We start from the raw sequence: 25,433 nt of genomic DNA, 5'->3' as shown, positions 1-25,433 counted from the left end.
GCCCCGCTGATTGGAGGGAACCATGCCCGAACTGCCCGAGGTGGAAACCGTTCGCGCGGGCATCGCCGACCATTCGTTGGGTCGGCCCGTGCGGGCGGTGCGCGTGGTCGATGCCCGTTCGCTGCGCAGGCACCTGCCCGGTCCCGCCCACTTTGAGGCGGCACTCACCGGCAGGACGCTGCGCGGTGCCTACCGCCGCGGCAAGTACCTGTGGCTGACCCTGAGCGAGGCGGACGGCACGCTTGCCGACGAGGCGCTCGTGGTGCATCTGGGCATGAGTGGTCAGCTGCTCGTGCGCGATGAGCCGGGCGGCGATATGGACAGTGAATCTAAGGCTCGTGCGGCGTTCGATGAGCAGCCGCGGCACCTGCGCGTGGCACTCGAGCTAGGACCGGCGGGAAATTCGGAGAGCGCGGCGAGCACCAACCGGGTAAGTACCGGGCAGCGCTTGCTCTTCGTGGATCAGCGCATCTTCGGCGGTATGTTCCTCAGCCCGCTCGTGCCGGACGTACCCGCTACGGCGGATGAAACAGCGCCCGGTGAATTGGGGCAGAGCGAAGTACCTGAGCGTTTTCTTGTACCCGAGGCGGTCAAGCATATTGCCCGCGACCCGCTGGACGAATTCTTCGACCCCGCGGCGGTGCGCCGTAAGTTCCTGCGCACCTCCAGCGGCATTAAGAAGGTTCTGCTGGACCAGTCGGTCATCTCCGGGGTGGGCAATATCTACGCCGACGAGGCGCTGTGGCGTGCGCGACTACACTACGCGAAGCCCGCACGCACCCTGACCGCCGCCCAGACCCGCGAACTGCTGGAGGCGGTCACCCAGGTACTCCGCGAGTCCCTAGCGGCTGGCGGCACAAGCTTCGACGCCCTGTACGTGAACGTGCTCGGCGAGTCGGGCTACTTTGAGCGCTCGCTGAACGCCTACGGTCGTGCCGGGGAGCCCTGCCACCGTTGCGCGGAGGCGGGCCGCACCTCCCTGATCGTGCGCGAACCGTTCCAGAACCGTTCGTCCTACCGTTGCCCGCATTGCCAGCGGGCGCCGCGCTCTCGCTAGGTATAGGTGCGGGCTAGACAAAAGCGCGGGCTAGGTAAAAGCGCACGCTAGATAAAGGCTCCGTAAAGCATCACGCTAGATAGACGCTCCGGCGCAAAAATGACGGCGTAGCTACGTTCCTCCCACACGGGGGATGTAGCTATGCCGTCATTCGTTTAAAGCTGGGCTGGAAAGGGCTGGGGGAGCCGACCCAAAAAGAAGCGACTTAGCGGCTGTACCTATCCCCGTAGAACAGGCCCAGGCGCTCGTAGCCTTCCTCAATCGACACGGAGGGCTCCCACTGCAACAGCTCGCGGGTGCGGCGCTGATCAAACCAGTGCGCGGTCGACAGCTGCTCGGCAAGGAACTCCGTCATGGGCGGCTCGTCACCGGCGGTTACGTTCTTCGGCAGACGCTCCCACACGCGCTCAATGACCTTACCCGCCAGGGCCGCAACCTTCGCCGGAACCGAGAAACGCGGGGCGGGAACGCCCACCGCCTCACAGAAACCACCGAGAAGCTCGGCGATAGTGCGCGGCTGGCCGTTCGTCACCACCAGCGCCCGGCCCGCAAAAGCGTCAAGGCGCTGATATCCGCGCACCACGGCGTCGGCGGCGTTATCAATGTAGAGCGTGTCAATCAGGCCCGTACCGCCAGAGAGCAGCGGCAGGCGACCCGCAGCGGAACGCTCCAGAATACGCTCGACCAGCTGAGTATCACCCGGACCCCACATCAGGTGAGGACGCAACGCACCCACACGCAAAACCCCACCGCCGGGCAGGGGAGTGCCGTTCGCCTCCAGGGCAAGGAGCTCAGCGGCGGCCTTCGAACGCGCATAGTTACCGCGCGCATGCTCCGGGGACGCCACGCCGGCACCGTCACCCACAATCGCCGCGCCGGCATGAGCCACCGACGGCGAGGAAATATACAGGAACGAACCCACTGAGTGATTCAGCGCCGCCTGCAACAGGGTGCGGGTGCCCTTAATATTGATGCGCTCATAATCAGCCCACTCGCCACTGACCGAAACCTTCGCCGCGGCATGCACCACGCCGTTTACGCCGGTCATCGCCAAATCAACAGCCTGCGCGTTCGTAATATCGCCGCGCACCTGCTCAAAACGCGGGCGAATCGAATCGGGCAGAAGCGCCGCAATACCCGAATCACCACGCTGAAAAACGCGCACATCATAGCCGGCACGCAGCAACGCCAGCACGCTCTCACGACCCAGCAGGCCCGACGCGCCTGTGAAGAGGATGCGCTCGCCAATACGCGGCGCGAAATCGGGCTCCTCAACCGGGCGCAGCGAACGCGGGGCGGGGTCGGTGTAGCGTGCCGCCAAAGGCTGCGCAGGCTTGCGGAACCGCGCCGTCGGGGAGGTCACCGCATGCGCAGTCGACAGGCGGGGTGCGGGCTCATGGGAAGAGGACTCACGCGAAGAATGAGGGGACATCATACTCCTTAGACTTAGAGATCCGGCAGGCGCTTACGCCCCCGCAAGGACCTTCGACGCCCACTCACCCAGGGCGGGGCGGTCAATCTTCGAATTATGGCGAATATCGGTCGGATGCTCGTGCACCACCAGCACGGCGGCAAGCTCCACGCCGGTATCCTCGGCAACCTTCTGACGCACCAGCTGGGACAGCTCGAAGGGCGCCACACCCTCCGCAATGGGGAAGCGGCCGGGCACGCGATCGAGCAGGGCGCGCTTGAACGCGGATGCGGACTGGCGCGCCTCCAGGGCGGCGGTGTTCGCGGAAGCCTCAATGACCAGCACCGGGGCGGCAGTACCGGCAGGACCCACCGCGACCAGGGCGGCGCGGCGCACCTCGGGCAGGGACTCGGCGGACTGCTCAGCCGCAACCGGGGTCAGCACGCCCTGCGAGGTCAGCAGTACGTGGGCGAGGCGACCCTCAACCCACAGGCGACCCGAAGCGTCCAGATGACCGACATCACCGGTGTGATGCCAACCCGGAGTGCTAATGGACTGCTCCTCGGTCACCCACAGGGTGTCGTAGCGGTCCTTCACATGCGGCGCCGACACCAGAATCTCACCGGTCACACCCGGCTCATGGGTCAGCTCATCCGCCACTGAACCGTCCTGCAACAGCGGGGCAATGGCCACCGCCGCACCGTACACCGCAAAACCAACGCACACGCCGTCACGGGCGAACGGGTCGAGCACCTCACCGGCGGCGTTCGGGGTGCCCTCAGCAATCGCCTGGCGAATCATCTCGAAAGATACATCGGTCACCGGCAGACCCTCGGTCATGCCGTACGGGGTGTGCAGGGAGGCGTTCGGCACCAGGGCGGAGAGCGCCTCCAACAGGGGCACAGGAATCGGCGCGCCAGCGCTCAGAACCGTCTGAACCTTAGCCAACGCCGCACGCTGCTCAGCGTTCAGCTCATCGGCGGTTGCCACCACATTCACCAGGGCGGCGGGGGAAGCAAACACGACCGACGCATCAATAGCCGCCGCAGCCGACGCCAAAGCAGAGGCCGTCAGAGTCTTCGGGCGGGTCACATCCATCGTCGGGGTCACGCTGGTAGCACCCAGTGCCGGGCCCAACAGCGCAAACGGCGCGAAGCCTGCAACCAGGCCGCTACCGGGCGCAAAACCGTACGTATTCGCAATGGCATCACGCATACCAGCCAGCTGACGCTGCGTGTACACCACACCCTTAGCCGGGCCGGTCGAACCGGAAGTGTACAGCACCGCCGCATCGGCATCCGGCACGGGGGAGGGGAACTCCACCACGGTCGGGGTGGGCACCGGCGCGCCCGGAGTGCCATCGGCGGCGGGAGCGGTAAACACCGAACCGACAACGCCCAGCAGCTTCTCCTGCACCGAACCCAGCGGTTCCACAGAAATACGCACACCCGGCCACAGCAGGGTGCGGGCGGCACTGAGCGCGGCGGGAATACCCACCAGGAAGCTCGGGTTAGCGCCCTTCAATGCGCGAGTCAGACCCGGAATACCCAGACCGGTATCAGCCACCACAATGACAGCGCCCAGCTTCATGCAGGCGTAAATCAGGGTGGTCAGGCGGGCACCCGGAGGCACCATCAGGTTCACGCGGTCACCCGGACGCACACCCAGGGCGTGCAGGCGGGTCGCGGCGGCGTTGACCTGCTGGTTCAGCTCAGCCCAGGTCAGGGTCATGCTCACGGTGGCGCCGTCACCCTTGGGGTCCATATCCACCACGGCGGTGGAGGCGTCGTTGGCGCGTTTGGTGAGGGCAGCGAGCATGGGGCGGAACGCCGCGGGAACAGCGCCCTCAGCGGCGGTGCCCTCGCAGGTAGTCAGACCGTGGCGGCGCGCGCGGGCGGCACGATGCTCCGCCTCAACGTTGTGCGGGGGCACCAGAGCGCCATCCTCCCTTGCGCCGAAGGTCTGCGCAAGCCACGAAATCATGGGGGAGGCAATATCGTAATCCTCAATGACCAGGTGCGAGGCCTTCTCGTAGCGGTGCACCTTCGCCTGCGGCATGCGCTCCATCAGATCGAACAGGTAGCGGCGCTGGAACACCGGGTCCTTCGTGCCCCACTGGAAGAACGCGGGCACGTCCAGGTCACGGATCTGCTCGGCAATACGCTGCATCGGCGTATAGGAAGGAATATCGGTGCCGGTCGGAATATCGCCCACAAAATTACGCACACCCTCACGCCACGCCGAATGAGCGTACGGCGCACGGTACGTACGGTAAATCGCCTCGTTCAGAGGGCTCGGGTACAGGCGCTTGGGCTGCTGACCCACCGGCTGCGGCAGGGCACCATCAAGCGCCCCGGCACCGGCAGAACCTGGCGCGGGCAGGCGGCCCTCATTCTGAGCCAAACCCAAGGTCACATCAATAAACGCGGTCGAATCGTGAGTACCCCACTCGTGCACACCCAACGCCAGGCGCAGGGCGGCAGGGATATTCTCAATGCCGTCATGGTAGACCGCGGTGTTCGTCAGCATTACGCCCGAAAGAATCTCACGATGCTCCAGCGCCCAACCAAAGGACACCAGCCCACCCCAGTCATGGGCGAGGGTCACGAGCGGCTTATCGGTCTCATCCAGACCCAGCGCCTTCGTGAAATCACCCAGGTCAGCGATGCGGTCGGTCAGGGTGCGGCGCTCGCCCTCCAAATCCAGGTGGGTGCGCTCCGAATAACCCATATCAATCTGATCAACCGCAACCACACGCCACGGGGCGCGCTCATTCACGCCCGCATCCAGCACGGTACGCCACAGGTACGACCAGGTCGGGTTACCGTGCACGCACAGGATCGTGCCAATCGGCTCCAAACCCTGCTCGACCAGCACCGGAAGGTTATCCAGGTAGTGCCAGCGGCGCGCGCCAGCCTGCTGCGCCCGCTGCTCAATGGGGGCGGTGGTGGGCACCTCCAGAAGGTGGGAGTAGCGCGGGTTCACGCCCGCCCATTCCTCCGAGTTGTAGGGAGGCTGAGCCTTAGGGAAATTCAAATGGCGCATGCTGGGGGAATCCTTCCGGATCGAATCGGTGAATGTCTACCGCACAGAGGTTAAGGGCTGCCGGCTAACGGGGGTTAAGGACTGCCGGCTAACGGGTTACCACTGAATCTCAAGCAGGGCAGTGTTCAGGCCAGAACCCACACCCATGCACAGAATACGGTCGCCCTCCTTGTAGGTCGGCGCGCACTCGGCGAGAGTCATCGGCAGAGCCGCCGCAGCCACATTGCCCCACTTCGGGAAAGTCATGGGGATGCGCTCGCGCTCAATACCGACCGCCTCAATAATGGCGTTCGTGTGGGCGTTAGAAATCTGGTGGGTCACGTAGGAAGTCATGTCGTTCCACTCCCAGCCGTCCTGATGCGCCTGCTCCCACGCCTGCGCCACGAGCTCCAGGCCGTGCTTGAGCAGGCCCTCAGCGTCAGTGTTCATGCCCTGGTCAGCCTCGCCACCAATGCAGAGGTTGCGGTGCTCGGTACCCGCGCGGGACACCGAACCGACGATGCGGTGACCCTCCGGGTGGCGGTCAGCGCGACCAATCACAGCCGCCGCCGCACCCGAACCGAGGGTCAGGGTCGCGAACTGAGCCAGCACGTCCTCGCGGGTCGAATCGGGGTTGTTCAGGATGCGCACCGCGGTACGGTGCCACGGGGAGGGGTCCTCACCGGCGACGATGAGGGCGTAGTCGATAGCGCCCGCATCAATCATGGTGGAGGCGACGGTCATCGCGTTCACGAAGCCCAGGCAGGCGTTCGTAATATCGAAGTTCAGGGCGTGACGCGGCAGGTCCAGGCGGTCGTGCACACCCACCGAAACGGCGGGCTCAAAGTTATCGCGAGTCACCGAAGCGTTAATCAGCAGACCAATCTGCGAACGGTCAATACCCGCCTGCTCGATAGCCTTCTCAGCTGCGGCAACCACGCCGTCCTCAAAGGTCTGACCCTCAGCCCAGCCGCGGCGAGTACTAATACCGGCAAGACGCTCCAGCAGGCCCTTCGGCATGCGCAGACGCTTATAGGTTTGGGCCAGCTGCTCATCGAAGTAGTCGCTCGAGACGACCTCCGGAGGCAGCTCGTGGGTGATGGACAGCAGAGCTGCATTAGCGTGGCGAATGTCAGAGTTCGTGCCGACCTTATCGGCGGGTGCATTCAACAATGGTGTGGCCCTTGAAAATAGAAGTCAGTGGGATACATAGAAAAACCGCGGGGATGCGAATAGCGGCCCCGCAGAATTCGTGATGCTCATTCCAATCTACCGCACCGGTCGGGCGAACCCGTATCCATAGACCCAATATGAACGCCCCCGTTCACCCCGCGCGTAAGATGATGCACACTGAGGAACTTTGAACCCCTTTCACCTCGTGCACGTTCACGCCGCCCGCCCGCCGCACCGCGTACACTAGAGGGATGCCGCCACGCACCACAGAACGTGCCCGGCACACACCAGTTCTTCTGCAGAAAGGCCCCTTGTGCACCTGATGTCGCTGACCCTGCGCGGGTTCAAGTCTTTCGCCTCCGCAACCACTTTCGAGTTCACCCCCGGCATTAACGCGGTGGTCGGCCCCAACGGCTCCGGCAAGTCCAATGTGCTGGATGCGCTCGCCTGGGTCATGGGCGAGCAGGGCGCGAAGAGCCTGCGCGGCGGCAGCATGAAGGACGTCATCTTCGCGGGCTCCGGCGAGGCAGGTTCGGGCGACGGCGCCCAGCGTGCGCCCCTGGGCCGAGCCAAAGTCACCCTGACTTTCGATAATTCTGACGGCACCCTCAGCATTCCCGCTGATCGGGTGCAGATTTCACGCACCATGTTCCGCTCCGGCGGCAGCGAGTACGAGATTAACGGCTCCCCGGCGCGCCTCGCCGATATTCAGGACTTGCTCTCGGAGGCGGGTCTGGGTCAGCAGATGCATGTGCTCGTTGGCCAGGGCCAGCTGGATGCGGTCCTGCACGCCACCGCGCAGCAGCGCCGCGACATGATCGAGCAGGCGGCGGGCGTGGTCAAGTACCGCCGCCGCCAGGAGAAGACCAGCCGCAAGCTGGAGTCTGTGGCGTCGAATCTGACCCGCCTGAGCGACCTGGTTGCCGAGCTGGATTCGCAACTGCAGCCGCTGAGCGAGCAGGCGGAATCCGCCGCGACCGCGCGTCAGCTGCAGGCGCGCATCCGCCAGCTGGAGGCGGTGCTTCTGGCTCGTCAGCTGGGTGTTCTGCAGGCGGAGCAGGGGCAGGCGCTCGCCTCCGAGGCAGAAGGCACCCGTCGCGCCGAAACCCTGAAAGAACAGCTGGAGGCGGCACGTGCGGCATCCGCTAAGCATCAGCAGGAGCAGAACCGCCTGAATGCAGAGGTCACCGCCTGCCAGAAGGCTGTGTCGACCCTGCGCGAGTCCGCCGCGCGCGTGCGCACCGTGCAGTCCATCGCCGCCGAGCGTGTGCGCACCTACCGCGTGGAGCTGACCGAGGCGACCGCCGCCGCCCGCGCCGGCTACGAACGCGCCCTGGAACTGCTCGAGGAGCGCCGCGAAGAGGCAGAGCGCGCCGTGGAAAGCTACGCCAGCTTTGAGGAGCGCTACGATGCGGCGCTGAAGGACGTTGAGAAGGCGGCAGCCGAGGTCGCACAGACCGAGCGCGCTTCGGGTGAAGCGGCGCAGTCTCGTGCCCGCGCCCAGGCCCGGCTGGATGCCGCCCGCGCCGCGGCGGTGGAGGCGACCCGCGCCTACGCGGCGGCGGCTGAGCGTGCCGCAACCCTGCGTGAGGCGCTGGGCCAGAGCCTGGGTGAAGCACCCGCCGAAATGGACACTGAATCTGCCGAGGCGGTGTTCGACCCCGAGACCGGCGAGCTCATGGATCCTTCGAGCGAGGGCGCGAGCCTGCTGCGCGTGCTGGATGCCGTGCAGATTGACCCCGAGTATGCGCGCGCGGCTTCTGCGGCGCTGACCTCGCTGGCGACCGCGGCGTTGAGCGTGCCGGTTGAGGGCGCCGAGGTATCGCAGCTGCGTGGTGACAAAGATAGCGATAAGGGTGATGAAAGTAGCGAATCTGCCGCGAAGGAACTTTCAACAGAACTGCCCGAATCCACCCTGCCCGAACCCTGCGCCACCGAGCTGCGCGAGCTGGGTATCCGCCCCGCAACCGAGATGATTGAGCCGCTCAGCGAGGATGCCGCCGCGCTCGCCGGCATCGACGAGCACGCCCTGGCGCGCGTCACCGCGGCGCTGGGTGAGCGCCTGGCGGGCGTACTGTTCGCGCCGGATGCTGCCTCCGCAGAGCAAGCCCTGCGCCTGCTCGCAGAGAATACCCTCGCAGGTCAGCGCACTATCTGGCGTATTTTTGACCCCGCAGGCACCGAGCACACCCGCTACAGCCTGCTCTACCCGGCTGAAGGCGCCAGCCCCCTGGAACTTGCCGCCGCATGCCGTGCCGCCTCCCAGGTCGTGACCCGCACTCGCGCCGAACTGGACGAAGCCGAACAGGCCGTTCAGCAGGCTCAGACCGCGGCAGAATCGGCGGTCGAAGCAGAACGTGGGGCAGCGAAGGCGGCGGGCGTGGCGAGCGCCGAGCATGCCCGCGCCCGCGCCCAGGCGGAGTCCCTGGAAGCCTCCGCGCAGAACATTCAGAATGAGCGTGCCCGACTGAACGAGCGCCTCACCGCCGCGGAGGAATCCGTAGCCGAAGCGCGCACCGCCTACGAGTCGGCGCGTACCCGCGAGGATTCCTACCTGGCGGGCACGGGGGAGCAGGCACCGGTGGCAAAGATTGAGCGCCGAGCCCAGCGTCTGGGCGAGGTGCTTGCCGAGCAGGTGGGTGAGCGTGAGCAACAGCTGCACGAGCTGAGCGGCGCTCTGAAGAACGCCCAGGAGGGCCTGACCAGCACGAACGATGAGGTGCAGGATTTGCAGGCGGCGCACGCGGCGGCACTGACCCTGCTGGCGCGCACCCAGACGGAGGCGGCGCGCGTACAGGAGCGTGTGCAAGCGCTGGCTGAGCGTGCCCGCCTGGTGACCGGTTTGACCCTGGAGCAGCTGGAGGAGGAATACTCCGAGCAGCTGCCGGTTGACGTGCCTGCTGAGGAGGCTCCCGAGAACGCCGCCTCCGAGAATGTGGCATCCGAAAATTCCGCACCCGAAACCGCGCCCCAACCGGCATCCGAGACCGCCGAAGCTTCCACCGAGAGCGTCCGCGCTCGCCTCAAGGCGACCCGTGCCGAACTGGAAGCACTGGGCGCCATTAACCCGCTAGCACTGGAGGAGTACGAGGCGCTGTCCGAACGCCACGCCTACCTGAATCAGCAGATTGAGGACTTGAAGGCGACCCGCCGCGACCTGAACACGGTCATGGACGAGGTCAGCAGCCACATTGCGGAGGTGTTCACCGCCGCGATGGAGGACATTAACACCCACTACCGCCGTATCTTTGAGACCCTGTTCCCGGGAGGCGAGGGCCACCTGGAGCTGGACGACCCGTCCGATCCGTTGAACTCGGGTGTGGAGATTCACGCGCGCCCGGCGGGTAAGAAGGTTAAGCGCCTGTCGTTGCTGTCCGGCGGTGAGCGTTCGCTCGCCTCGCTGGCGTTGCTGATTGCGATTTACATGTCTCGTCCGTCGCCGTTCTACGCCCTGGATGAGGTTGAGGCGGCGCTGGATGACCGTAACCTTTCGCGCCTGCTGCAGGTGATTGGTGAGCTGGGGGAGCGTTCGCAGCTGATTGTGGTGACGCATCAGAAGCGCACGATGCAGATTGCGGAGACCCTGTACGGGGTGTCGATGCGCGGTGGTGTGTCGACGGTGCTTTCTCAGCAGATGGAGGAGCTGCGCGAGCTGCTGTAGTCCGCCGCGCCCGCATCCCGGCGAACGTCACATGTCCTAGGAATGGTCATGTGCACCTCAAGGTATTGTTCACTGCCCGCGCCCGGGTACTATAGGGGGATATGCGTGAACACCGCCCGCCCTATTCGCGGTTGGCGTGGTGTTTCGTTGTGATCAGGCCTGATGCCCCGCCCTACCCGCGGCGTGCATCCGGCGGCAACCATCCAGGGAAGGAATAGTGATGAGCGAGAACCTGGCAGAAGCTTTCCTCAACGGTGAGTCGTTGAAGAATGCCCCCGGCCCCTATTTTGGTGAGTACGGCGGGCGGTGGATGCCCGAGTCGCTGATTGCCGCCATGGATGAGCTGGAGGCGACCTTCAACGAGGCGAAGAACGACCCCGAGTTTATTGCCGAGTTCCAGCGTCTGTCTGCTGAGTATTCGAACCGTCCGTCGCTGCTGACTGAGGTTCCGAAGTTCTCTGAGCATGCTGGTGCGCGTGTGTTCCTCAAGCGTGAGGATTTGAACCACACCGGTAGCCACAAGATTAATAACGTGCTGGGTCAGGCTCTGCTGGCTAAGCGCATGGGTAAGACCCGCCTGATTGCTGAGACCGGCGCGGGTCAGCACGGTGTTGCGACTGCGACTGCTGCTGCGCTGTTCGGCATGGAGTGCGTGGTCTACATGGGTGAGGAAGACACCGAGCGTCAGTCGCTGAACGTGGCTCGTATGCAGCTGCTGGGTGCGAAGGTGATTGCGGTTCAGAACGGTTCCCGCACCCTGAAGGACGCTATCAACGAGGCGCTGCGCGACTGGGTTGCGAACGTTGAGAACACCCACTACCTGCTGGGTACTGCGGCGGGTGCGCACCCGTTCCCGGCGATGGTGCGTTTCTTCCACGACGCTATCGGTGCGGAGGCGCGCGAGCAGATTCTGGCTGAGACCGGCCGCCTGCCCGATGGTATTGCTGCCTGCGTGGGTGGCGGTTCGAATGCGATTGGTCTGTTCCACGCGTTCTTGGACGATTCTTCGGTTGAGATTTACGGTTTTGAGGCTGGCGGCGACGGCGTGGAGACCGGCCGTCACGCGGCGACCATTACCCTGGGCCGCCCGGGCATGCTGCACGGCGCGATGACCTACCTGATGCAGGACGAGGACGGCCAGACCATCGAGTCCCACTCGATTTCGGCTGGTCTGGATTACCCGGGCGTGGGTCCGGAGCACTCGTACCTGTCCGATATTGGTCGCGTGACCTACGAGCCGGTGACCGATACCGAGGCAATGGATGCCCTGAGCCTGCTCTGCCGCACCGAGGGCATTATCCCGGCGATTGAGTCCTCGCACGCCCTGGCGGGCGCGCTGCGCGTGTGCCAGCGTTGGGCTGCTGAGGACCCGGAGGCAGCACGCGAGAAGACCATGATTGTGTGCCTGTCGGGCCGCGGCGATAAGGACATGGAGACCGCTCTGAAGTGGTTCGGCCTGGGTAAGGCGATTCCGTCCTCGACCCTGATGACCGGTAATAAGGAAGCTGCCGCATCCGCTGCTGCAGAGAACGCACAGGCTGAAAGTGAGGCTAAGTAATGAGCTACCAGGACGCTATTTCTCAGTCGGCACCTTTTACGGTGCTGGATGGTTCTTTCCCCGCCCCGAACGCTGAATCCCCTCTGGCGGCTCGTCTGGCTGAGTGCGAGAAGCAGGGCCGTGCGGCGCTGATTGGCTACCTGCCGGTGGGCTTCCCGACCTTGGATGAGTCGATTGACGCGGCGATTGCTCTGGGCAATAACGGCGCGGACATTATTGAGCTGGGCGTGCCTTATTCTGATCCGGTCATGGATGGCCCGGTGATTCAGAAGGCGACCGGTGTGGCGCTGGAGAACGGTTTCAAGCTGTCTCAGCTGTTTGAGGCGGTCCGCCGCATTACCGAGGCTACCGACGCGGTGGTCGTCGTGATGACCTACTGGAACCCGGTGCTGGCGTACGGCGTGAAGAACTTTGCGCGTGACCTGGCGGCTGCCGGCGGCGCGGGCATGATTACCCCGGACCTGGTGCCCGACGAGGCATCGGCATGGTTTGAGGCGTCGAACGAGTACGGTCTGGATCGTATTTTCTTGGCTGCTCTGTCTTCTTCGCCGGAGCGTCTGGCGACCATTGCGAAGGCGTCGAGCGGCTTCGTGTACGCCGTGTCGGTGATGGGCGTGACCGGTGCCCGCACCTCCGTGTCGGAGGCGGCTCGCACCCTGGTTGCGGACATTAAGGCTGCCGGTGCGCCTCGTGCGTGCGTGGGTCTGGGCGTTTCGACTCGTGCCCACGTCGAGGAGATCGGCGAGTATGCGGACGGCGTGATCGTCGGTACCGCGCTGGTGAAGGCTTTGGCTTCTGGCGGTGTTGAGGCGGTGGCTAAGCTGACCCGTGAGCTGGCGGGGCGTGAGGCTTAATGTCCGGTGTTCTGTCGCTGGCGAGCGTGCCGGTAGCTAACGTGCTGGCTTCGATTCCGCTAGCTTCGATTCCCTCTCCGAGCGTTTCGTATCTGCAGCTGGGCCCGTTCCGTGTGCATTTCTATGCCCTGTGTATTTTGGCGGGTATGGCGGTGTGCCTGTGGCTGGGTGCCCGCCGCTGGAAGGCGATGGGCGGCACGGGCGAACGCGTCTTTGACGTGGCGATGTGGGCTATTCCGGCGGGCATTATTGGTGCCCGCGCCTACCACGTGCTGATTACTGACCCGGGTAGCTATTTCGGTCCGAATGTTGCTGATCCGTGGGCTTTCCTGAAGATTTGGGAGGGCGGCATTGGCATTATGGGTGCCGTGTCGGTTGGTGCGTTGGGCGCCTGGTATGGTTGCCGCCGCTATGGCATGAATTTCCCGGCTTTTGCGGATGCGGTAGCGCCGGGTATTCTGCTGGCGCAGGCGTTTGGCCGCTGGGGTAACTGGTTCAACCAGGAGCTGTTCGGCAAGCCGACGACTCTGCCGTGGGGCCTGGAGATTAGCACCTCGAGCGGTAATTTCCCCTCGCAGTATCCGGCGGGTACGCTGTTCCATCCGACGTTCCTGTACGAGTCGCTGTGGAACCTGCTGGGCGTGGCGCTGCTGTTGTGGCTGGGCAGGAAGGGCGTGCTGAAGCTGGGTCAGACCCTGTGGCTGTACGTGTTCTACTACGGTGTGGGTCGCCTCTTCATTGAGATGTTCCTGCGTATTGATACCTCGGAGATGCTCTGGGGCGTTCGTATTCACGTGTGGACTGCTCTGTTGCTGGTTCTGCTGGGTGCTGCTGGTTTTGTGGTGGCTGGTCGTCGTGCGGCGGCGAAGGCTGCTGCGGGTATTGAGCCGGCTCCTGCGGAGTTCGCTCCGAAGCCCGTCGAGGGTAAGACCGCAGAGGACGCTGAGGAGAAGGCATCCGAGAAGGCTGAATCTTCTGAAGACTCTGATTCTTCCGAAGCTGAGTCTTCAACTAAGAGCTCCTAGCTCAACCTCAATTTGATAGAAAAACTTCATAGAAAAACCGCCGGATGGGGGAGCGCCCCGTCCGGTGGTTTTTTATGCCCGCTATTTGTGCTTGCTGTCTGCTTCTTGCAGGTGGATGTTCTTATGCTGGCGTGTGCTGGCGCCCTGTACGGATTTGGGCCGCTGAGAAGGCATAATAGATATACTGCGTGTGGCGGGTGCCCATGAGGAATACGAAGCTCTGTGGAGTATGAGGCTCTGTGGAGTATGAAACTCTTCGAGCGATGGTGCCTGCCGCGTCTGCGTTTAGAAACACCCACTCAACTACAGGATTTTTATCGTGAGCTCTTCTTCTGGCGATTCTTCGCGCCCCGTTTCTTCTTCCAGTCCGGCTTTGTCCCGTCCTGGTCTGTCGCGTCGCCGCCTGGTGGCTGGTGCGGCGTGGGCTACCCCGGTTGTGGTGGCGTCGTCGGTGATTCCTGCGTATGCGGCGTCTGATGAGGAGGGCGAGTGCACCGGTCCCTTTGAGGATTCGACGACGATTACCGCCGGTGACGGTGTGAAGAAGGTTGCCGTGTTGACGGTTCCTGCGGGCGCTAAGCGTATGCGTTTTGTGGCTGTGGGCGGTGCTGGCGGCACGAACTACACTGTGGCTGATGCTGGTTCCGGCGCCATGGTTGAGGGCTCGATGGCTGTGCGCGGCGGCCAGGTGATTACCCTGACTGCCGGTTCGGGCGGTATCGGTAATGGCGAGCTGAACCCCGCTGAAGGCGGCGACGGCTACGGCGTGGGCGGCTCTTCGAAGGCTTCTTCGCCGGTTCCCGCGAACGTGGTTTCTGCAATCAATAACCTGACCCGCATTTCTGGCGGCGTGACGGGCCGCGGCGGCATGAGCGCTGTGCTGTATTCGGCGTCTGGCGGTGGCTCGTCCGCTATTGAGGTGGACGGCGTGCCGATGATTGTTGCCGGTGGCGGCGGCGGTGCGGGTGTGTTGGCGTCGTACGCGACGGTGCTGCCGAACCCCGCGAATGCGGGTGCTGTGCGCCCGACCGCGCACTATTCGCTGGATAGCTCCGGTGGTGAGCACCAGTTCAGCACCGGTGGCGGTGCTGGTTCGGGCGACGGTGACGGTTCGCCCGGTTTTGTTGGTTTCACTTCGTACGAGGTGCAGTCTGAGCCGATTCTGACGGTGAACCCGGGTTCGGGTGCAGCCGGTGGTGTGGGCGGTGCTGGCGGCGAGAAGCTGAACCCGCCGACCACCGATGGTTCGGTGATTGGTTTTTCGAGCACCTCCACTCAGAAGCTGGTGAGCACCGCGACGGCGGGTGCGGCGGGCGCGAGCGGTTTCCGCGCGAAGGGCGCCGATGGTGTGGCGAGCTATTCGTACCAGTGGGATCAGACTCCGGAGGGTGTCGATAACCGCCCGTCGAATGCTGGCGAGCTGTTTAACGGCTACCAGTCGGTGGTTTCTGGAGGCGGTGGCGCCGGTTATGGCGGCGGCGGCTCGGGTGCTGCGTTGAGCGTTTCGGCTCGTGTGGTGTCGCAGAAGTGGAATAATGATGCGGCTCGTGCCCGCTACGCGGTGGGTTCGGTGCAGCTGGCTGGCGGTGGCGCTGGCGGCGGTACGTTCATGGATACTACGGTGCGTGTGACGGATTTGGGTTGGGCGTTGAACGCTCCGAATGGTCCGGGTGAGCGCGGTGCCGGCTATATTGAGGTTGCTTTCTGCTTCTAGGCTGCCGCGCAGAGCTACTGAGATTCGTTAGGAATCGTATAGGTACAGATTGAACCCTTTCTTTAGGGTGGTATGCGCCTCAAACTTAATATTTAAATTTTTTCTGAGTGCCTCCCAAACCGCTTGTTTGGGAGGCATTCTCATCTTCTGTGTTGCTTCGTCATAGCGTCATATCAACCTTTGGCGGTTTAGCGCATTGGTCGGAATAGACCTTATCGAAAGCTCATCCTCGCTCGCGTTCCGACCCCTAAATAACCCCTCTGTCATATTTGGGGATAGTCCTTTAGATTGGCGGCTCATCATTTTACGGTGGAAATGTAAAGAATACGCGCGCCCACCCCGCTAGGTTGCAAAGCGCAAATTGCAGATTGCGGCTTGAGCGCGGCAACCAATGACTAAGGAGTTATAGGTCATGTGCAAGGAAACCATGAAGGCTGTTGTTGTCCCTGAGAAGGTTGACGGTTCGGTTGTTGTCCGTGAGGTTCCCGTTCCGGCTGTCGGTTACGGCCAGGCGCTCGTGAAGATTGAGTACTCGGGCGTGTGCCACACTGACTTGCACGTGGCTTCCGGCGATTTCGGTGAGGTTCCGGGTCGTATTCTGGGTCACGAGGGCATCGGCCGTGTCGTCAAGGTCGGCGAGGGTGTTGAGTCCCTGAAGGAAGGCGACCGCGTATCGGTGGCTTGGTTCTTCGAGGGTTGCGGCCACTGTGAGTACTGCACCTCGGGCCGTGAGACCCTGTGCCGTTCTGTGAAGAACGCAGGCTACTCGGTTGACGGCGGCATGAGCGAGTACACCCTGGTGACCGCTGACTACGCTGTGAAGGTTCCGGAGGGTCTGGACCCGGCACAGGCAAGCTCCATTACCTGCGCTGGTGTGACCACCTACAAGGCAATCAAGGAGTCGCTGGTTCGTCCCGGTGAGTGGCTGGTTGCTTACGGTGCGGGCGGTCTGGGTAACCTGGCTGTTCAGTACGCTAAGAAGGTTTTCGGCGCCAAGGTTATCGCTGTTGACATCAACGACGACAAGCTGGCTCTGGCTCGTGAGACCGGTGCTGATCACGTCATCAACGGACGCGAGGTTGAGGACGTTCCGGCTCGTATTCGCGAGCTGACCGGCGGCGGCGCTCACGCTGCTGTGGTGACCGCAGTGTCGAAGGTTGCGTTCAACCAGGCTGTCGAGTCGGTTCGCGCTGGCGGTTCCGTGGTGGCTGTTGGTCTGCCTTCGGAGATGATGGAGCTGTCCATTGTGAAGATCATTCTGGATGGCATCCGCGTGGTGGGATCCCTGGTGGGTACCCGTCAGGATCTGGCGGAGGCGTTCCAGTTCGGTGCTGACGGCATCGTGGTTCCGGTGGTTCAGTTGCGTGAGGTTGACGAGGCACCGGCTGTCTTCGAGGAAATGGCGGCGGGTAAGATTACCGGCCGTATGGTTCTGGACTTCGCTAGCCTCTAAGCTAGCGGATGGGTCGAGGCGCCCGGTAGGGCTTCAAGGTCTCACTCGGCTGGGGTCTTGCCGGTAGTTTCGATGGTTATAGCGCCTAGGGCGCATCCCGTGTGGCGGGGGAGTAGGGGTACTCTTTCTGCTGTGCATACGACGCGGGGTGCGCCTTAGTGTTTTTAACGCGGCGTTTTAGGGTTCCGAGTTTTGAGAGCCGTTATCGTGAGGAGCTGAAAACCTCTGTGAGTACTAGGCACCTAAACGTAATATACGCGGGAATTTATTTTTGAAAATATCGGGGAATATCTCAAAATTTTCACAAAATTAGTTCAATATAGCATTTTGTTTGACATCTATAGGCCTCAAAATGCATACTTGTATTGTAAACATTCAACCACTGGTTGAAGCGTAATATTTGCCGAAGAGATAGGTTTCGAACGCCCCTGCACCTACCCTAGATGTAACGGGATATGACGTGTGAAGGTTTCGGCCCTCCTAGATATCGATTCCTTCTCCCAGAACGCCATACCCGGGTGAATTTCAGCATCTTCGTACCGTGCCGTTATTCACCGTTGAGTCCTTAATTCCGGCCAGGCGCCCCTCTAGACACCTTCGGATTGAGGTCTCACCAACGATTAGTGTGGGCCCCACGGACATAGTCAATGGGGACTATGTCCGCCACACTAATCCGGGGCTTTTAGGACACTGCATGACTTCGTGGTGGTTCGCCCGCCACGCTATAAATTTACCTGCCGGCACGGGTAACATAGCCGGGTTCTCTACTCACTCGGTAACCCACCCGCTGCAGAACGCATCTTGATTTTTGTGTTGTTCAGAAGATGCTTCCTGTAGCAAAAGAACGAGGGGCACCTCTGCCAGGTGCCCCTCGTTTTTATATGCGCGTTGCAGTGTTTATTAGCTGCCGCGCCGTTGAGTAAATGCCACGCTCTTAGTAGATACCGCGCCGCGCGGTCCAGCGGATCGTGCCACGCTCAAAGTCCATGTAGTACACGCCGTTCGCGTAGGACTCGTCGCCGCGTGCCGCACCGTAGCGAGCGGTATTCTTCTCCCAGTGCTTGAAGATTGCGCCGTTACCGTTGGTCTCGTACGCACCGTACGCATCCGACCAGAGCAGTACCTTGCCGGAGGCGAATCGCACCTGAGCACCCGTGGAGGTGGCGGTTTCATCGGTCACCGGTGCACCCCAGGTGCCGCGGTGCTGCAGGAAACGGTGGTAGAACGCGCCGCCGGTGTGCAGGCGGTGGGTGCCGGTCTGTGCGGACCACACGTAGGTGGTGCTGCCGGTGAATTCCTGCTTGATGATGCCGTTGCCCAGATTCTGCTCGTCAGTGGTAGGCACGCCCCTCATGCCAGCTGCACGCCAGGTCGCGTAGATGGAGCCGCGCTCATTGATGATGTGGGTGCCGTACGCGTTGGACCAGTAGGCGCCTTCACCGTTAGCGAAGGAGACTGCGATGGTGTCGGAGCGGGTTTCCTCGTCGGTGGTCAGGCCGCGGAATCGTGCCACGTCCGAGCGGAACTTATAATCCAGGCCGCCGTTGGTGACCAGCCAGTGCGAACCGTGAGAGTTCGTCCAGTAGATGGTCTTGCCGTTGGTGAACTTCTGCGCATACACGCCGTGACCCAGAGAGTACTCGGTGCCAATCGGGTTGCCGTAGAAGGAACGATTCTTATTCCAGAAGTTACCGATGCCGGTGCGAATATCAATGGAACCGGTCGCGGTGGTCACCACGTTCGAATCCTGTACCGCGCGGTCTTCTGCCGAACGGTCTTCCGCTGCGCGATCCTGGCCGTTCGACCAGTTGCGGTGCACAGCCTTCGGGTTCTTCGCCAGAACCTTCAGATCGTTCACGGTGCCGGGGAAGAAGTTCGAGTCACCCACGAACGGGCCCGAGTCGGTGAACTGCCAAATGTCGTAGCCGCTCCAACCCGCCGGAATTGCACCGACCACGGTGGAGTAGCTCGCCAGGTGCAGGGTCAGGGAGCCGAACTGCTGCGAACCCACGCACTGCGACCACCAGGAGGTTGCGGTGTACACCATCGGGCTGCGCCCGGTCAGCGAACGGTAGGTGTCCACGAAGTCGCGGGTCCAGGCGGTCAGCTGCGCCGGGGTCATGTTGTAGCAGGTGTTGCCGTAGGCGGGGTAGGGGTTGAACTCGATGTCCAGCAGGCCGGGCAGGGTCTTGCCGTCGGCAGTCCACGCGCCACCATTCTGCACGAAGTAGCGTGCCTGATCGGCACCCGAGGAGGTGCGGGGGTTTGCGAAGTGGTAGGCGCCGCGCACCATGCCGACCTGCGCCGAGCCGTTGTACTGCTGACCGAAGTAGGGGTTGGTGTAGTAGGTGCCCTCGGTTGCCTTCACGTAGGCGAAGCGGGAACCTGCGGCGTAGGCGCTCGCCCAGTCCACGTTCTGCTGGTGCGAGGAGACGTCCATACCGAGGGTGCCGCCGGAGGGGGTCCATGCGGAGCGGCCCTGTGCCAGCGCTTGACCGGGTGCCAGTGCCTGACCGGCTGCCGGAGCTCGACCAGCTCCCAGACCCTGCGCGGAGCTCTGGGTCGCGGAAATACCGCTCAGAGTTGCGGTAGAAGCGGGGGAGATGGCACCGGTGCGTGCATTGGCGGTGCCCAGGCGTTCGCGCTCGCCCGCACCCATGGCGGGGTTGGAGCGTTCGACCAGGGATGCATCCGGGGCGGGGGCGTAGGTGAGCTCCTCGTAGGATGCGTTGGGGTTGACCTCTGCGGCTGCGCTCGCGCTGGGAGCGGCGAAGGCGGCGGGAACGGAGGTGAGGGATGCGGCGACCAGGGAGAGTGCACCTGCGGACGCCATGATGGAGCGGGCTGCCGCGGAGCGCGCGGCAGTCTGGAGTTTCTTCATAGATTTTGCCTGTGTTTGAGAGGTGGATGTGCCGATGTGGCCCTGTGCGGGGGCTTCTGGCACGAGTGAATATGTGGGGTAGTTGAAGTGATGTGTGTCGGTTGCCGGGTATGTCAAGCGGCTGACACAGCTAACAGCGTACGGTACCTGCACCGATGTGCGCAATGATTTGGGGTGTCATTCTGGCGGCATATCTTTCGCAGAGTGCACAGTAACCTGGAATCTTTGGGGTGTCTGTTTTACTTTGTGGCTTGTCGGTGCATTTATTGGCTCAAGTTTTTGGGACAAAATTTTAGGCACGCGACACGCCGAGGCGTTGCGAATTTCACTCTGTGGACCGCTGTATTGGGGTGTTGCTGCGTCGGTTCGTTGTCCAGGGTAGGCTGCAGCATCTAGAGCTACGTTGCCGGGATGCAGTCGGGTGCTGATGCGCCGGGCGGTGCCTCTTGCGACTTTTGAGTCGGCTTTTGGGCATAAGGAAAGGGGTGGGCCGCACACACAAAGACCCACCCCTCATGTTCCGGGTACTGTATTTGGCGCGGCCTCGCACCGGCACCCGGAGTTTCATGGTCGATGCAGGAGAGATGAAGAGTCATCGACCACGTATATGGTGCCTGTTGGCACGTTTATTTCGGCTCTTCCCGCCCGCTCTTTCAGGTTCTGATGTCCGGCTGAAAGAGACGGGTGGGAAGAGGCGAAAGCTTGTGTTTCCCGAAAGGCTTAGAGGAACTTCGCGATGTCCTCAATCAGCGGCTTGAGGGTCTCGCGATCGATGTACTCAGCCTTGCCGGTCTTGTAGCATTCGAGCATCTGCTGAATACCTTCGTTCGGGTGCGGGTTCGCCATGAGCCATGCGCGCACCGGGCCCTTCAGGGCGGTCTTGTGAGCCAGCGAAATCTTATCGAAGTCGATGCCTCCACGCAGGTGGTAGACGGGGCGACCTTCGGTCAGTTCGGGGGTGTAGCTCTTGGCGACAGCCTTGTCCAGCAGCTTCTTGGAGTATTCACCGGTGAAGGAGACGGTGAAGAACGCGGTGCGGTTCTTCTTGGGCGCAATGATCGGCAGAATCTTCTTGCGAAGTGCCGGTGCACCGTTGAGGAATCCACCGTAGTCGCTGCCGGCAATGACGAAAGCGTCGAATGCCTCAGCCTGCTCGGGGGTGACCTTGGAGGCGGGGACAGTCTCAACCTCGGGGGCCTGCGGGAGTGCACGCAGATCTTCTGCCAGCCAGGTGGCGTACTGTTCGGTGTAGCCGTAGGTGGAGCCGAAGATAATCAGCACGCGAGTAGTCATCTGTGAACCTTCCAGATATATTTCGCATTTCAAATACTAATTATGGGTTCCAATATAGGCTAGGCGCGCGAAAATGTGAAATCGCCTAGCTTTTGGGTGCCCCATCTATCTTCTCACAGCCCACTCTGAGTGTCTCTATGTTTTTGAAATATGCTCGAACGTTCTCGAATGCGACTAAATATTGTGCAGCACTGGTTATCTATGGGTAAAAAGTACCCTAATTTACTTTCCGGGCGAGGCGGGGGTGGTAGGGGTGAAGGCCGACTTTCTGTGGTGGGTTTGATGGGGAAGGGGTGATGTTCAAAATGCGACGTGAAACACAATTTCTTCGGTGGAAAGAGTTGGGAGAAGCATACCCAAGAGGGCGCAAAACCCCTATAATTGAGAAAGAGTCCCACGCATCCGGCATGTGGCTACCTGTTAGAACGCGTGGGAATAATTGGGAATTTGACGTCAGTCTTCCCCTGAAAATCAGTGTGAACCCACAGTGGTCACACAAAACAACACACAAAGGTTAGGTACATGAGGCGCGCAAAAATCGTTGCAACCATCGGTCCGGCAATCGAGTCCCCCGAGAAGATCTCCGAGGCAATCAAGGCTGGCCTGAACGTCGCCCGTCTGAACATGAGCCACGGTGACCACGCCGAGCACCAGGCACGCTACGACACCATCCGTGAACAGTCTGCAAAGCTTGGTAAGGACGTTGCAATCCTCGCCGACCTGCAGGGCCCCAAGATTCGCCTCGAGCGTTTCGCAAACGGCAAGGAATACCTTGAGCCCGGCGCAGACTTCACCATCACCTCCGAAGACGTTGAAGGTACCGCAGAAATCTGTGGCACCACCTACAAGGGCCTGCCCGGCGACGTAAAGCCCGGCGACAAGCTCCTGCTCGACGATGGCAAGATCCGCCTCGAAGCTATTGAGGTAACTCCCACCCGCGTTCGCACCCGCGTGGTTGTCGGGGGCCCCATCTCCAACAACAAGGGCATCAACCTGCCCGGCGCAGCAGTCTCCCTGCCCGCGCTGACCGAGAAGGACGCAAACGACCTGCGCTTCGCACTGAAGATGGGTGCAGACATCATTGCACTCTCCTTCGTCCGTACCGGCGCAGACGTTGACCCCGTCCACAAGATCATGGACGAAGAGGGTATCCGCGTACCCGTCATCGCCAAGATCGAGAAGCCCCAGGCTGTTGAGAACCTGCAGGACATCATCGACAAGTTCGACGGCATCATGGTCGCTCGTGGTGACCTCGGTGTTGAGCTGCCCTTCTCCGAGGTTCCCCTCGTCCAGAAGAAGGCAATCGACATGGCACGCCGCTGGGCAAAGCCCGTCATCGTGGCAACCCAGGTGCTCGAGTCCATGACCGACAACCCCGTCCCCACCCGTGCAGAGGTTTCTGACTGTGCTAACGCAATCCTCGACGGCGCAGACGCAGTGATGCTCTCCGGTGAGACCTCGGTCGGTAAGTACCCGATCCTGACCCTGCAGGCTATGGCTGCAATCGTCAAGGACACCGAAAAGGGCGGCCTGTACCGCGTGCCCGAGCTGGATCGCAAGCCCCGCACCCGCGGTGGCGCAATTACCCGCGCAGCAGTGAACATCGCTGACCAGCTGGACGCAAAGCTCATCGTAACCTTCACCCAGTCCGGTGACTCCGCACGTCGTCTGGCACGTCTGCGTCCCGAGACCCCGATTGTCGCGTTCACCACCAGCTCGAAGGTTCGCTCCTTCCTGTCCATGCTGTGGGGCGTTGAGGCTGAGCAGGTTGAGATGATTACCGATCAGGAAGGTCTGTTCCACTTCGTGGACGAGTACCTGCTGAAGAACGGTCTGGCAGAAGCTGGCGACCTGGTCGTCGTTGCTGCCGGTGCTCCCGCAGGCCGCGCAGGTACCACCAACATGGTTCAGGTACACCGCGTCTACGGTGCTGAGGGCGAGCGTGAGGCTCTGCGTCCTTACGAGGAGAACGAGGTCAAGCGCTAAGCCGCTCACCAATCTTTTTCGATGCGTAGCTGAGGGTAATTCTCAGCCTGTACGCTCGGTATGTAGAACCGCCGCCCGGTCGTGAACTCTCACGGCCGGGCGGCGGTTTCTTGTGTCTTTATCTTTATTGCGTCTTTATTGTTGCCGCATCTGATGCGCGGGTGGACCAGGTGGGCCGGGTGGGCGTAGGGTAGATACGCAAAAGCGGCGGGAAAGCTTGAAGCTTTCCCGCCGCTTTTGCGTTGGTGCCCGAGGTGGGACTCGAACCCACACTCCGAAGAACCTGATTTTGAGTCAGGCGCGTCTGCCAATTCCGCCACTCGGGCGTATCACGCATTTGTACGTAACACCTTTAGAATTCTAACCCAGGCTGTCTAGAAAATCTAATCTATCTGACGTGTTGAGCAGGCTGAGGCGGGGTGCGGAGCATCTGCTGAGGGTTTCTGTCGCGCGTCTATGAGGGGGTAAGTCTGGTACCTGCCGCGCATTTGCTGAGGGGTGCGGGAGGGGATGTTGAGTGTAAATCCTGAGCGTAAATCCTGAGCTCAGGGTGAACCGGCGCCACTTATCCACAGGTGGAGGCGGGGGAGAAAGCGCGCATCCTGTATCCTTAAAGACTGACTAACCATCCCCGTTCGCCTTCGCGGCTGGGGGCCACCTCAACGTTAAGAAAGTGATCACGGATCGTGTTCAATTCTCTCTCCGACCGCTTGACGGCAACTTTTAAGAACCTGCGCGGCAAGGGCCGCCTCTCCGAGGCAGACATTGATGCAACCGTACGCGAAATCCGCCGCGCCCTGCTCGACGCTGACGTCGCCGTCCCCGTGGTCCGCGAATTTACCGCCCACGTGAAGGAACGCGCTCTCGGTGCGGAGGTTTCCGAGGCGCTGAACCCCTCCCAGCAGATCGTCAAGATTGTGAACGAGGAGCTGGTGAGCATCCTCGGCGGTTCGACCCGCCGCATCAACATGGCGAAGAGCGGCCCGACCATCATCATGCTGGCGGGTCTGCAGGGTGCCGGTAAGACCACCCTGGCGGGCAAGCTGGCTCACTGGCTGAAGGGCCAGGGCCACACCCCGATGCTGATTGCATCCGACTTGCAGCGCCCCAATGCGGTGACCCAGCTGAAGGTCGTTGGTGAGCGCGCGGGCGTGCCCGTGTACGCGCCGCACCCCGGTGTGACCAGCGAGTTTGATGTGCCCACCGGTGATCCCGTGCAGGTGGCACGTGACGGTGTGGCTGAGGCTCGCGCTAAGCTGCACGACGTGGTGATTGTCGATACCGCGGGTCGTCTGGGTGTTGACGCTGAGCTCATGCAGCAGGCACGCAACATTCGTGACGCTATTGAGCCGCACGAAGTTCTGTTCGTCATCGACGCGATGATCGGTCAGGACGCCGTGAACACCGCTAACGCCTTCAACGAGGGCGTGGACTTCACCGGTGTGGTCCTGTCTAAGCTTGATGGTGACGCCCGCGGTGGTGCGGCGCTGTCGGTGGCTTCGGTGACCGGCAAGCCGATTATGTTCGCGTCCACCGGTGAGAACGTCACTGACTTTGAGCAGTTCCACCCGGACCGTATGGCAAGCCGCATCCTGGATATGGGTGACATCCTGACTCTGATTGAGCAGGCTGAAGCTCAGTGGGATAAGGCTGAAGCCGACCGCATGGCGAAGAAGTTCATCGATCAGGAAGACTTCACGTTTGAGGACTTCCTGGCTCAGATGCAGCAGATTCGTAAGCTCGGTTCCATGAAGAAGCTGCTCATGATGATGCCCGGTGCGGCTCAGATGCGTCAGCAGCTTGAGGCTTTTGACGAGCGTGAGATTGACCGCGTGGAGGCGATTGTTCGCTCCATGACCCCGCACGAGCGTGTGGCTCCGCGCATCATTAACGGTTCTCGCCGTGCCCGTATTGCTAAGGGTGCGGGTGTGACCGTGTCTGAGGTGAACCAGTTGATGGAGCGTTTCGCTCAGGCTCAGAAGATGATGAAGAAGCTCGCTTCGGGCAAGATGCCCGGCATGCCCGGTGGTATGCAGATGCCCGGTATGGCGGCTGCGGCGGGTGGCGCTCGTAAGAACGCGAAGAACAACAACAAGAAGAAGAAGGCTCGCTCCGGCAACCCGCAGAAGCGTGCGGCGCAGGAGGCGGCAGCAGCTAAGGCGCAGCAGGCTCGCGCCGGTGCTGCATTCGGTCAGCAGGCTCAGAACCAGGAGATGGATCTGTCCAGCATGAACCTGCCGAAGGGCTTCGAGAAGTTCCTGCAGTAAGAGCAAATATGAACCCCGCGAGGGGTGGTACGGGTGCGCACGTGGTGACGGGGCGCACCCGTACCGGTATGGTGCC

At 62.1% G+C, this 25,433-nt stretch carries 14 protein-coding genes and 1 tRNA gene; 9 read left to right on the top strand and 6 right to left on the bottom strand.

What is annotated here, in order from left to right; all coding sequences use genetic code 11:
- Window positions 1-22 precede the first annotated feature (22 nt).
- On the top strand, window positions 23-1,057 hold the full coding sequence (gene mutM / locus QZ822_RS01365; protein ID WP_294642028.1) for a bifunctional DNA-formamidopyrimidine glycosylase/DNA-(apurinic or apyrimidinic site) lyase: 1,035 nt from the start codon (window positions 23-25) through the stop codon (window positions 1,055-1,057).
- Window positions 1,058-1,262: 205 nt separating this feature from the next.
- Here mutM and QZ822_RS01360 read toward each other — a convergent pair whose 3' ends face one another.
- The 3 genes from QZ822_RS01360 to QZ822_RS01350 all read right to left on the bottom strand — a co-directional run bounded on the left by QZ822_RS01360 (window position 1,263) and on the right by QZ822_RS01350 (window position 6,665).
- A complete protein-coding gene (locus QZ822_RS01360) occupies window positions 1,263-2,489 on the bottom strand; it encodes an NAD(P)-dependent oxidoreductase (protein ID WP_294642164.1) in 1,227 nt (408 codons plus the stop codon).
- Between the two features lie 33 nt (window positions 2,490-2,522).
- Window positions 2,523-5,513 carry an alpha/beta fold hydrolase gene (locus QZ822_RS01355; RefSeq protein ID WP_294642026.1) on the bottom strand — a complete coding sequence of 997 codons (2,991 nt, stop codon included), beginning with the start codon at window positions 5,511-5,513 and terminating at the stop codon, window positions 2,523-2,525.
- 96 nt (window positions 5,514-5,609) lie between these two features.
- Complete coding sequence (locus QZ822_RS01350) at window positions 5,610-6,665, bottom strand: 3-oxoacyl-ACP synthase III (protein ID WP_294642023.1); 1,056 nt, start codon at window positions 6,663-6,665, stop codon at window positions 5,610-5,612.
- 322 nt (window positions 6,666-6,987) lie between these two features.
- Between QZ822_RS01350 and QZ822_RS01345 the strand changes: the two genes are divergently transcribed.
- The 6 genes from QZ822_RS01345 to adhP all read left to right on the top strand — a co-directional run bounded on the left by QZ822_RS01345 (window position 6,988) and on the right by adhP (window position 16,930).
- Entirely contained in the window at window positions 6,988-10,326 is a 3,339-nt protein-coding gene (locus QZ822_RS01345; protein ID WP_294642163.1) for a chromosome segregation SMC family protein, read from the top strand.
- A gap of 220 nt (window positions 10,327-10,546) precedes the next feature.
- Window positions 10,547-11,884: a tryptophan synthase subunit beta gene (gene trpB / locus QZ822_RS01340; protein ID WP_294642021.1), complete on the top strand. Its 1,338-nt coding sequence runs from the start codon at window positions 10,547-10,549 to the stop codon at window positions 11,882-11,884.
- Entirely contained in the window at window positions 11,884-12,738 is an 855-nt protein-coding gene (gene trpA / locus QZ822_RS01335) for a tryptophan synthase subunit alpha (protein WP_294642019.1), read from the top strand. Before trpB ends, trpA begins: the two co-directional genes overlap by 1 nt.
- On the top strand, window positions 12,738-13,763 hold the full coding sequence (gene lgt / locus QZ822_RS01330; RefSeq protein ID WP_294642017.1) for a prolipoprotein diacylglyceryl transferase: 1,026 nt from the start codon (window positions 12,738-12,740) through the stop codon (window positions 13,761-13,763). Before trpA ends, lgt begins: the two co-directional genes overlap by 1 nt.
- Before the next feature lie 319 nt (window positions 13,764-14,082).
- Window positions 14,083-15,477 carry a phosphoenolpyruvate synthase gene (locus QZ822_RS01325; RefSeq protein ID WP_294642016.1) on the top strand — a complete coding sequence of 465 codons (1,395 nt, stop codon included), beginning with the start codon at window positions 14,083-14,085 and terminating at the stop codon, window positions 15,475-15,477.
- 412 nt (window positions 15,478-15,889) lie between these two features.
- Window positions 15,890-16,930 (top strand): alcohol dehydrogenase AdhP, encoded by a 1,041-nt coding sequence (gene adhP / locus QZ822_RS01320; protein WP_005505671.1) that lies wholly within the window; start codon window positions 15,890-15,892, stop codon window positions 16,928-16,930.
- Window positions 16,931-17,864: 934 nt separating this feature from the next.
- Here the strand turns inward: adhP and QZ822_RS01315 are convergent.
- Both QZ822_RS01315 and QZ822_RS01310 read right to left on the bottom strand, forming a co-directional pair.
- Window positions 17,865-19,811, bottom strand: a complete 1,947-nt coding sequence (locus QZ822_RS01315; protein WP_294642013.1) for a GH25 family lysozyme — start codon at window positions 19,809-19,811, stop codon at window positions 17,865-17,867.
- A 720-nt stretch (window positions 19,812-20,531) separates the two neighbouring features.
- Window positions 20,532-21,104, bottom strand: coding sequence for a flavodoxin domain-containing protein (locus tag QZ822_RS01310; RefSeq protein ID WP_049354549.1), 573 nt, complete (start codon window positions 21,102-21,104; stop codon window positions 20,532-20,534).
- A 522-nt stretch (window positions 21,105-21,626) separates the two neighbouring features.
- Between QZ822_RS01310 and pyk the strand changes: the two genes are divergently transcribed.
- Window positions 21,627-23,090 carry a pyruvate kinase gene (gene pyk, locus QZ822_RS01305; RefSeq protein ID WP_294642011.1) on the top strand — a complete coding sequence of 488 codons (1,464 nt, stop codon included), beginning with the start codon at window positions 21,627-21,629 and terminating at the stop codon, window positions 23,088-23,090.
- 243 nt (window positions 23,091-23,333) lie between these two features.
- On the opposite strand, the gene QZ822_RS01300 is transcribed toward pyk, so the two are convergent.
- A tRNA-Leu gene (locus QZ822_RS01300) sits at window positions 23,334-23,416 on the bottom strand.
- 360 nt (window positions 23,417-23,776) lie between these two features.
- On the opposite strand from QZ822_RS01300, the gene ffh reads away from it, so the two are divergent.
- A complete protein-coding gene (gene ffh, locus QZ822_RS01295) occupies window positions 23,777-25,357 on the top strand; it encodes a signal recognition particle protein (RefSeq protein WP_049342095.1) in 1,581 nt (526 codons plus the stop codon).
- Window positions 25,358-25,433: the final 76 nt, after the last annotated feature.

This window comes from uncultured Rothia sp. (assembly GCF_916715725.1).
Taxonomy (GTDB): Bacteria; Actinomycetota; Actinomycetes; order Actinomycetales; family Micrococcaceae; genus Rothia.
The sequence above is the reverse complement of the archived record's forward strand: the minus strand, read 5'-3'. Positions and strand labels throughout refer to the sequence as shown.

Coding starts and splice junctions, on each gene's coding strand:
- mutM (WP_294642028.1), top strand. CDS start 23: ATGCCCGAACTGCCCGAGGTGGAAACCGTTCGCGCGGGCATCGCCGAC.
- QZ822_RS01360 (WP_294642164.1), bottom strand. CDS start 2,489: ATGTCCCCTCATTCTTCGCGTGAGTCCTCTTCCCATGAGCCCGCACCC.
- QZ822_RS01355 (WP_294642026.1), bottom strand. CDS start 5,513: ATGCGCCATTTGAATTTCCCTAAGGCTCAGCCTCCCTACAACTCGGAG.
- QZ822_RS01345 (WP_294642163.1), top strand. CDS start 6,988: ATGTCGCTGACCCTGCGCGGGTTCAAGTCTTTCGCCTCCGCAACCACT.
- trpB (WP_294642021.1), top strand. CDS start 10,547: ATGAGCGAGAACCTGGCAGAAGCTTTCCTCAACGGTGAGTCGTTGAAG.
- trpA (WP_294642019.1), top strand. CDS start 11,884: ATGAGCTACCAGGACGCTATTTCTCAGTCGGCACCTTTTACGGTGCTG.
- lgt (WP_294642017.1), top strand. CDS start 12,738: ATGTCCGGTGTTCTGTCGCTGGCGAGCGTGCCGGTAGCTAACGTGCTG.
- adhP (WP_005505671.1), top strand. CDS start 15,890: ATGTGCAAGGAAACCATGAAGGCTGTTGTTGTCCCTGAGAAGGTTGAC.
- QZ822_RS01315 (WP_294642013.1), bottom strand. CDS start 19,811: ATGAAGAAACTCCAGACTGCCGCGCGCTCCGCGGCAGCCCGCTCCATC.
- QZ822_RS01310 (WP_049354549.1), bottom strand. CDS start 21,104: ATGACTACTCGCGTGCTGATTATCTTCGGCTCCACCTACGGCTACACC.
- pyk (WP_294642011.1), top strand. CDS start 21,627: ATGAGGCGCGCAAAAATCGTTGCAACCATCGGTCCGGCAATCGAGTCC.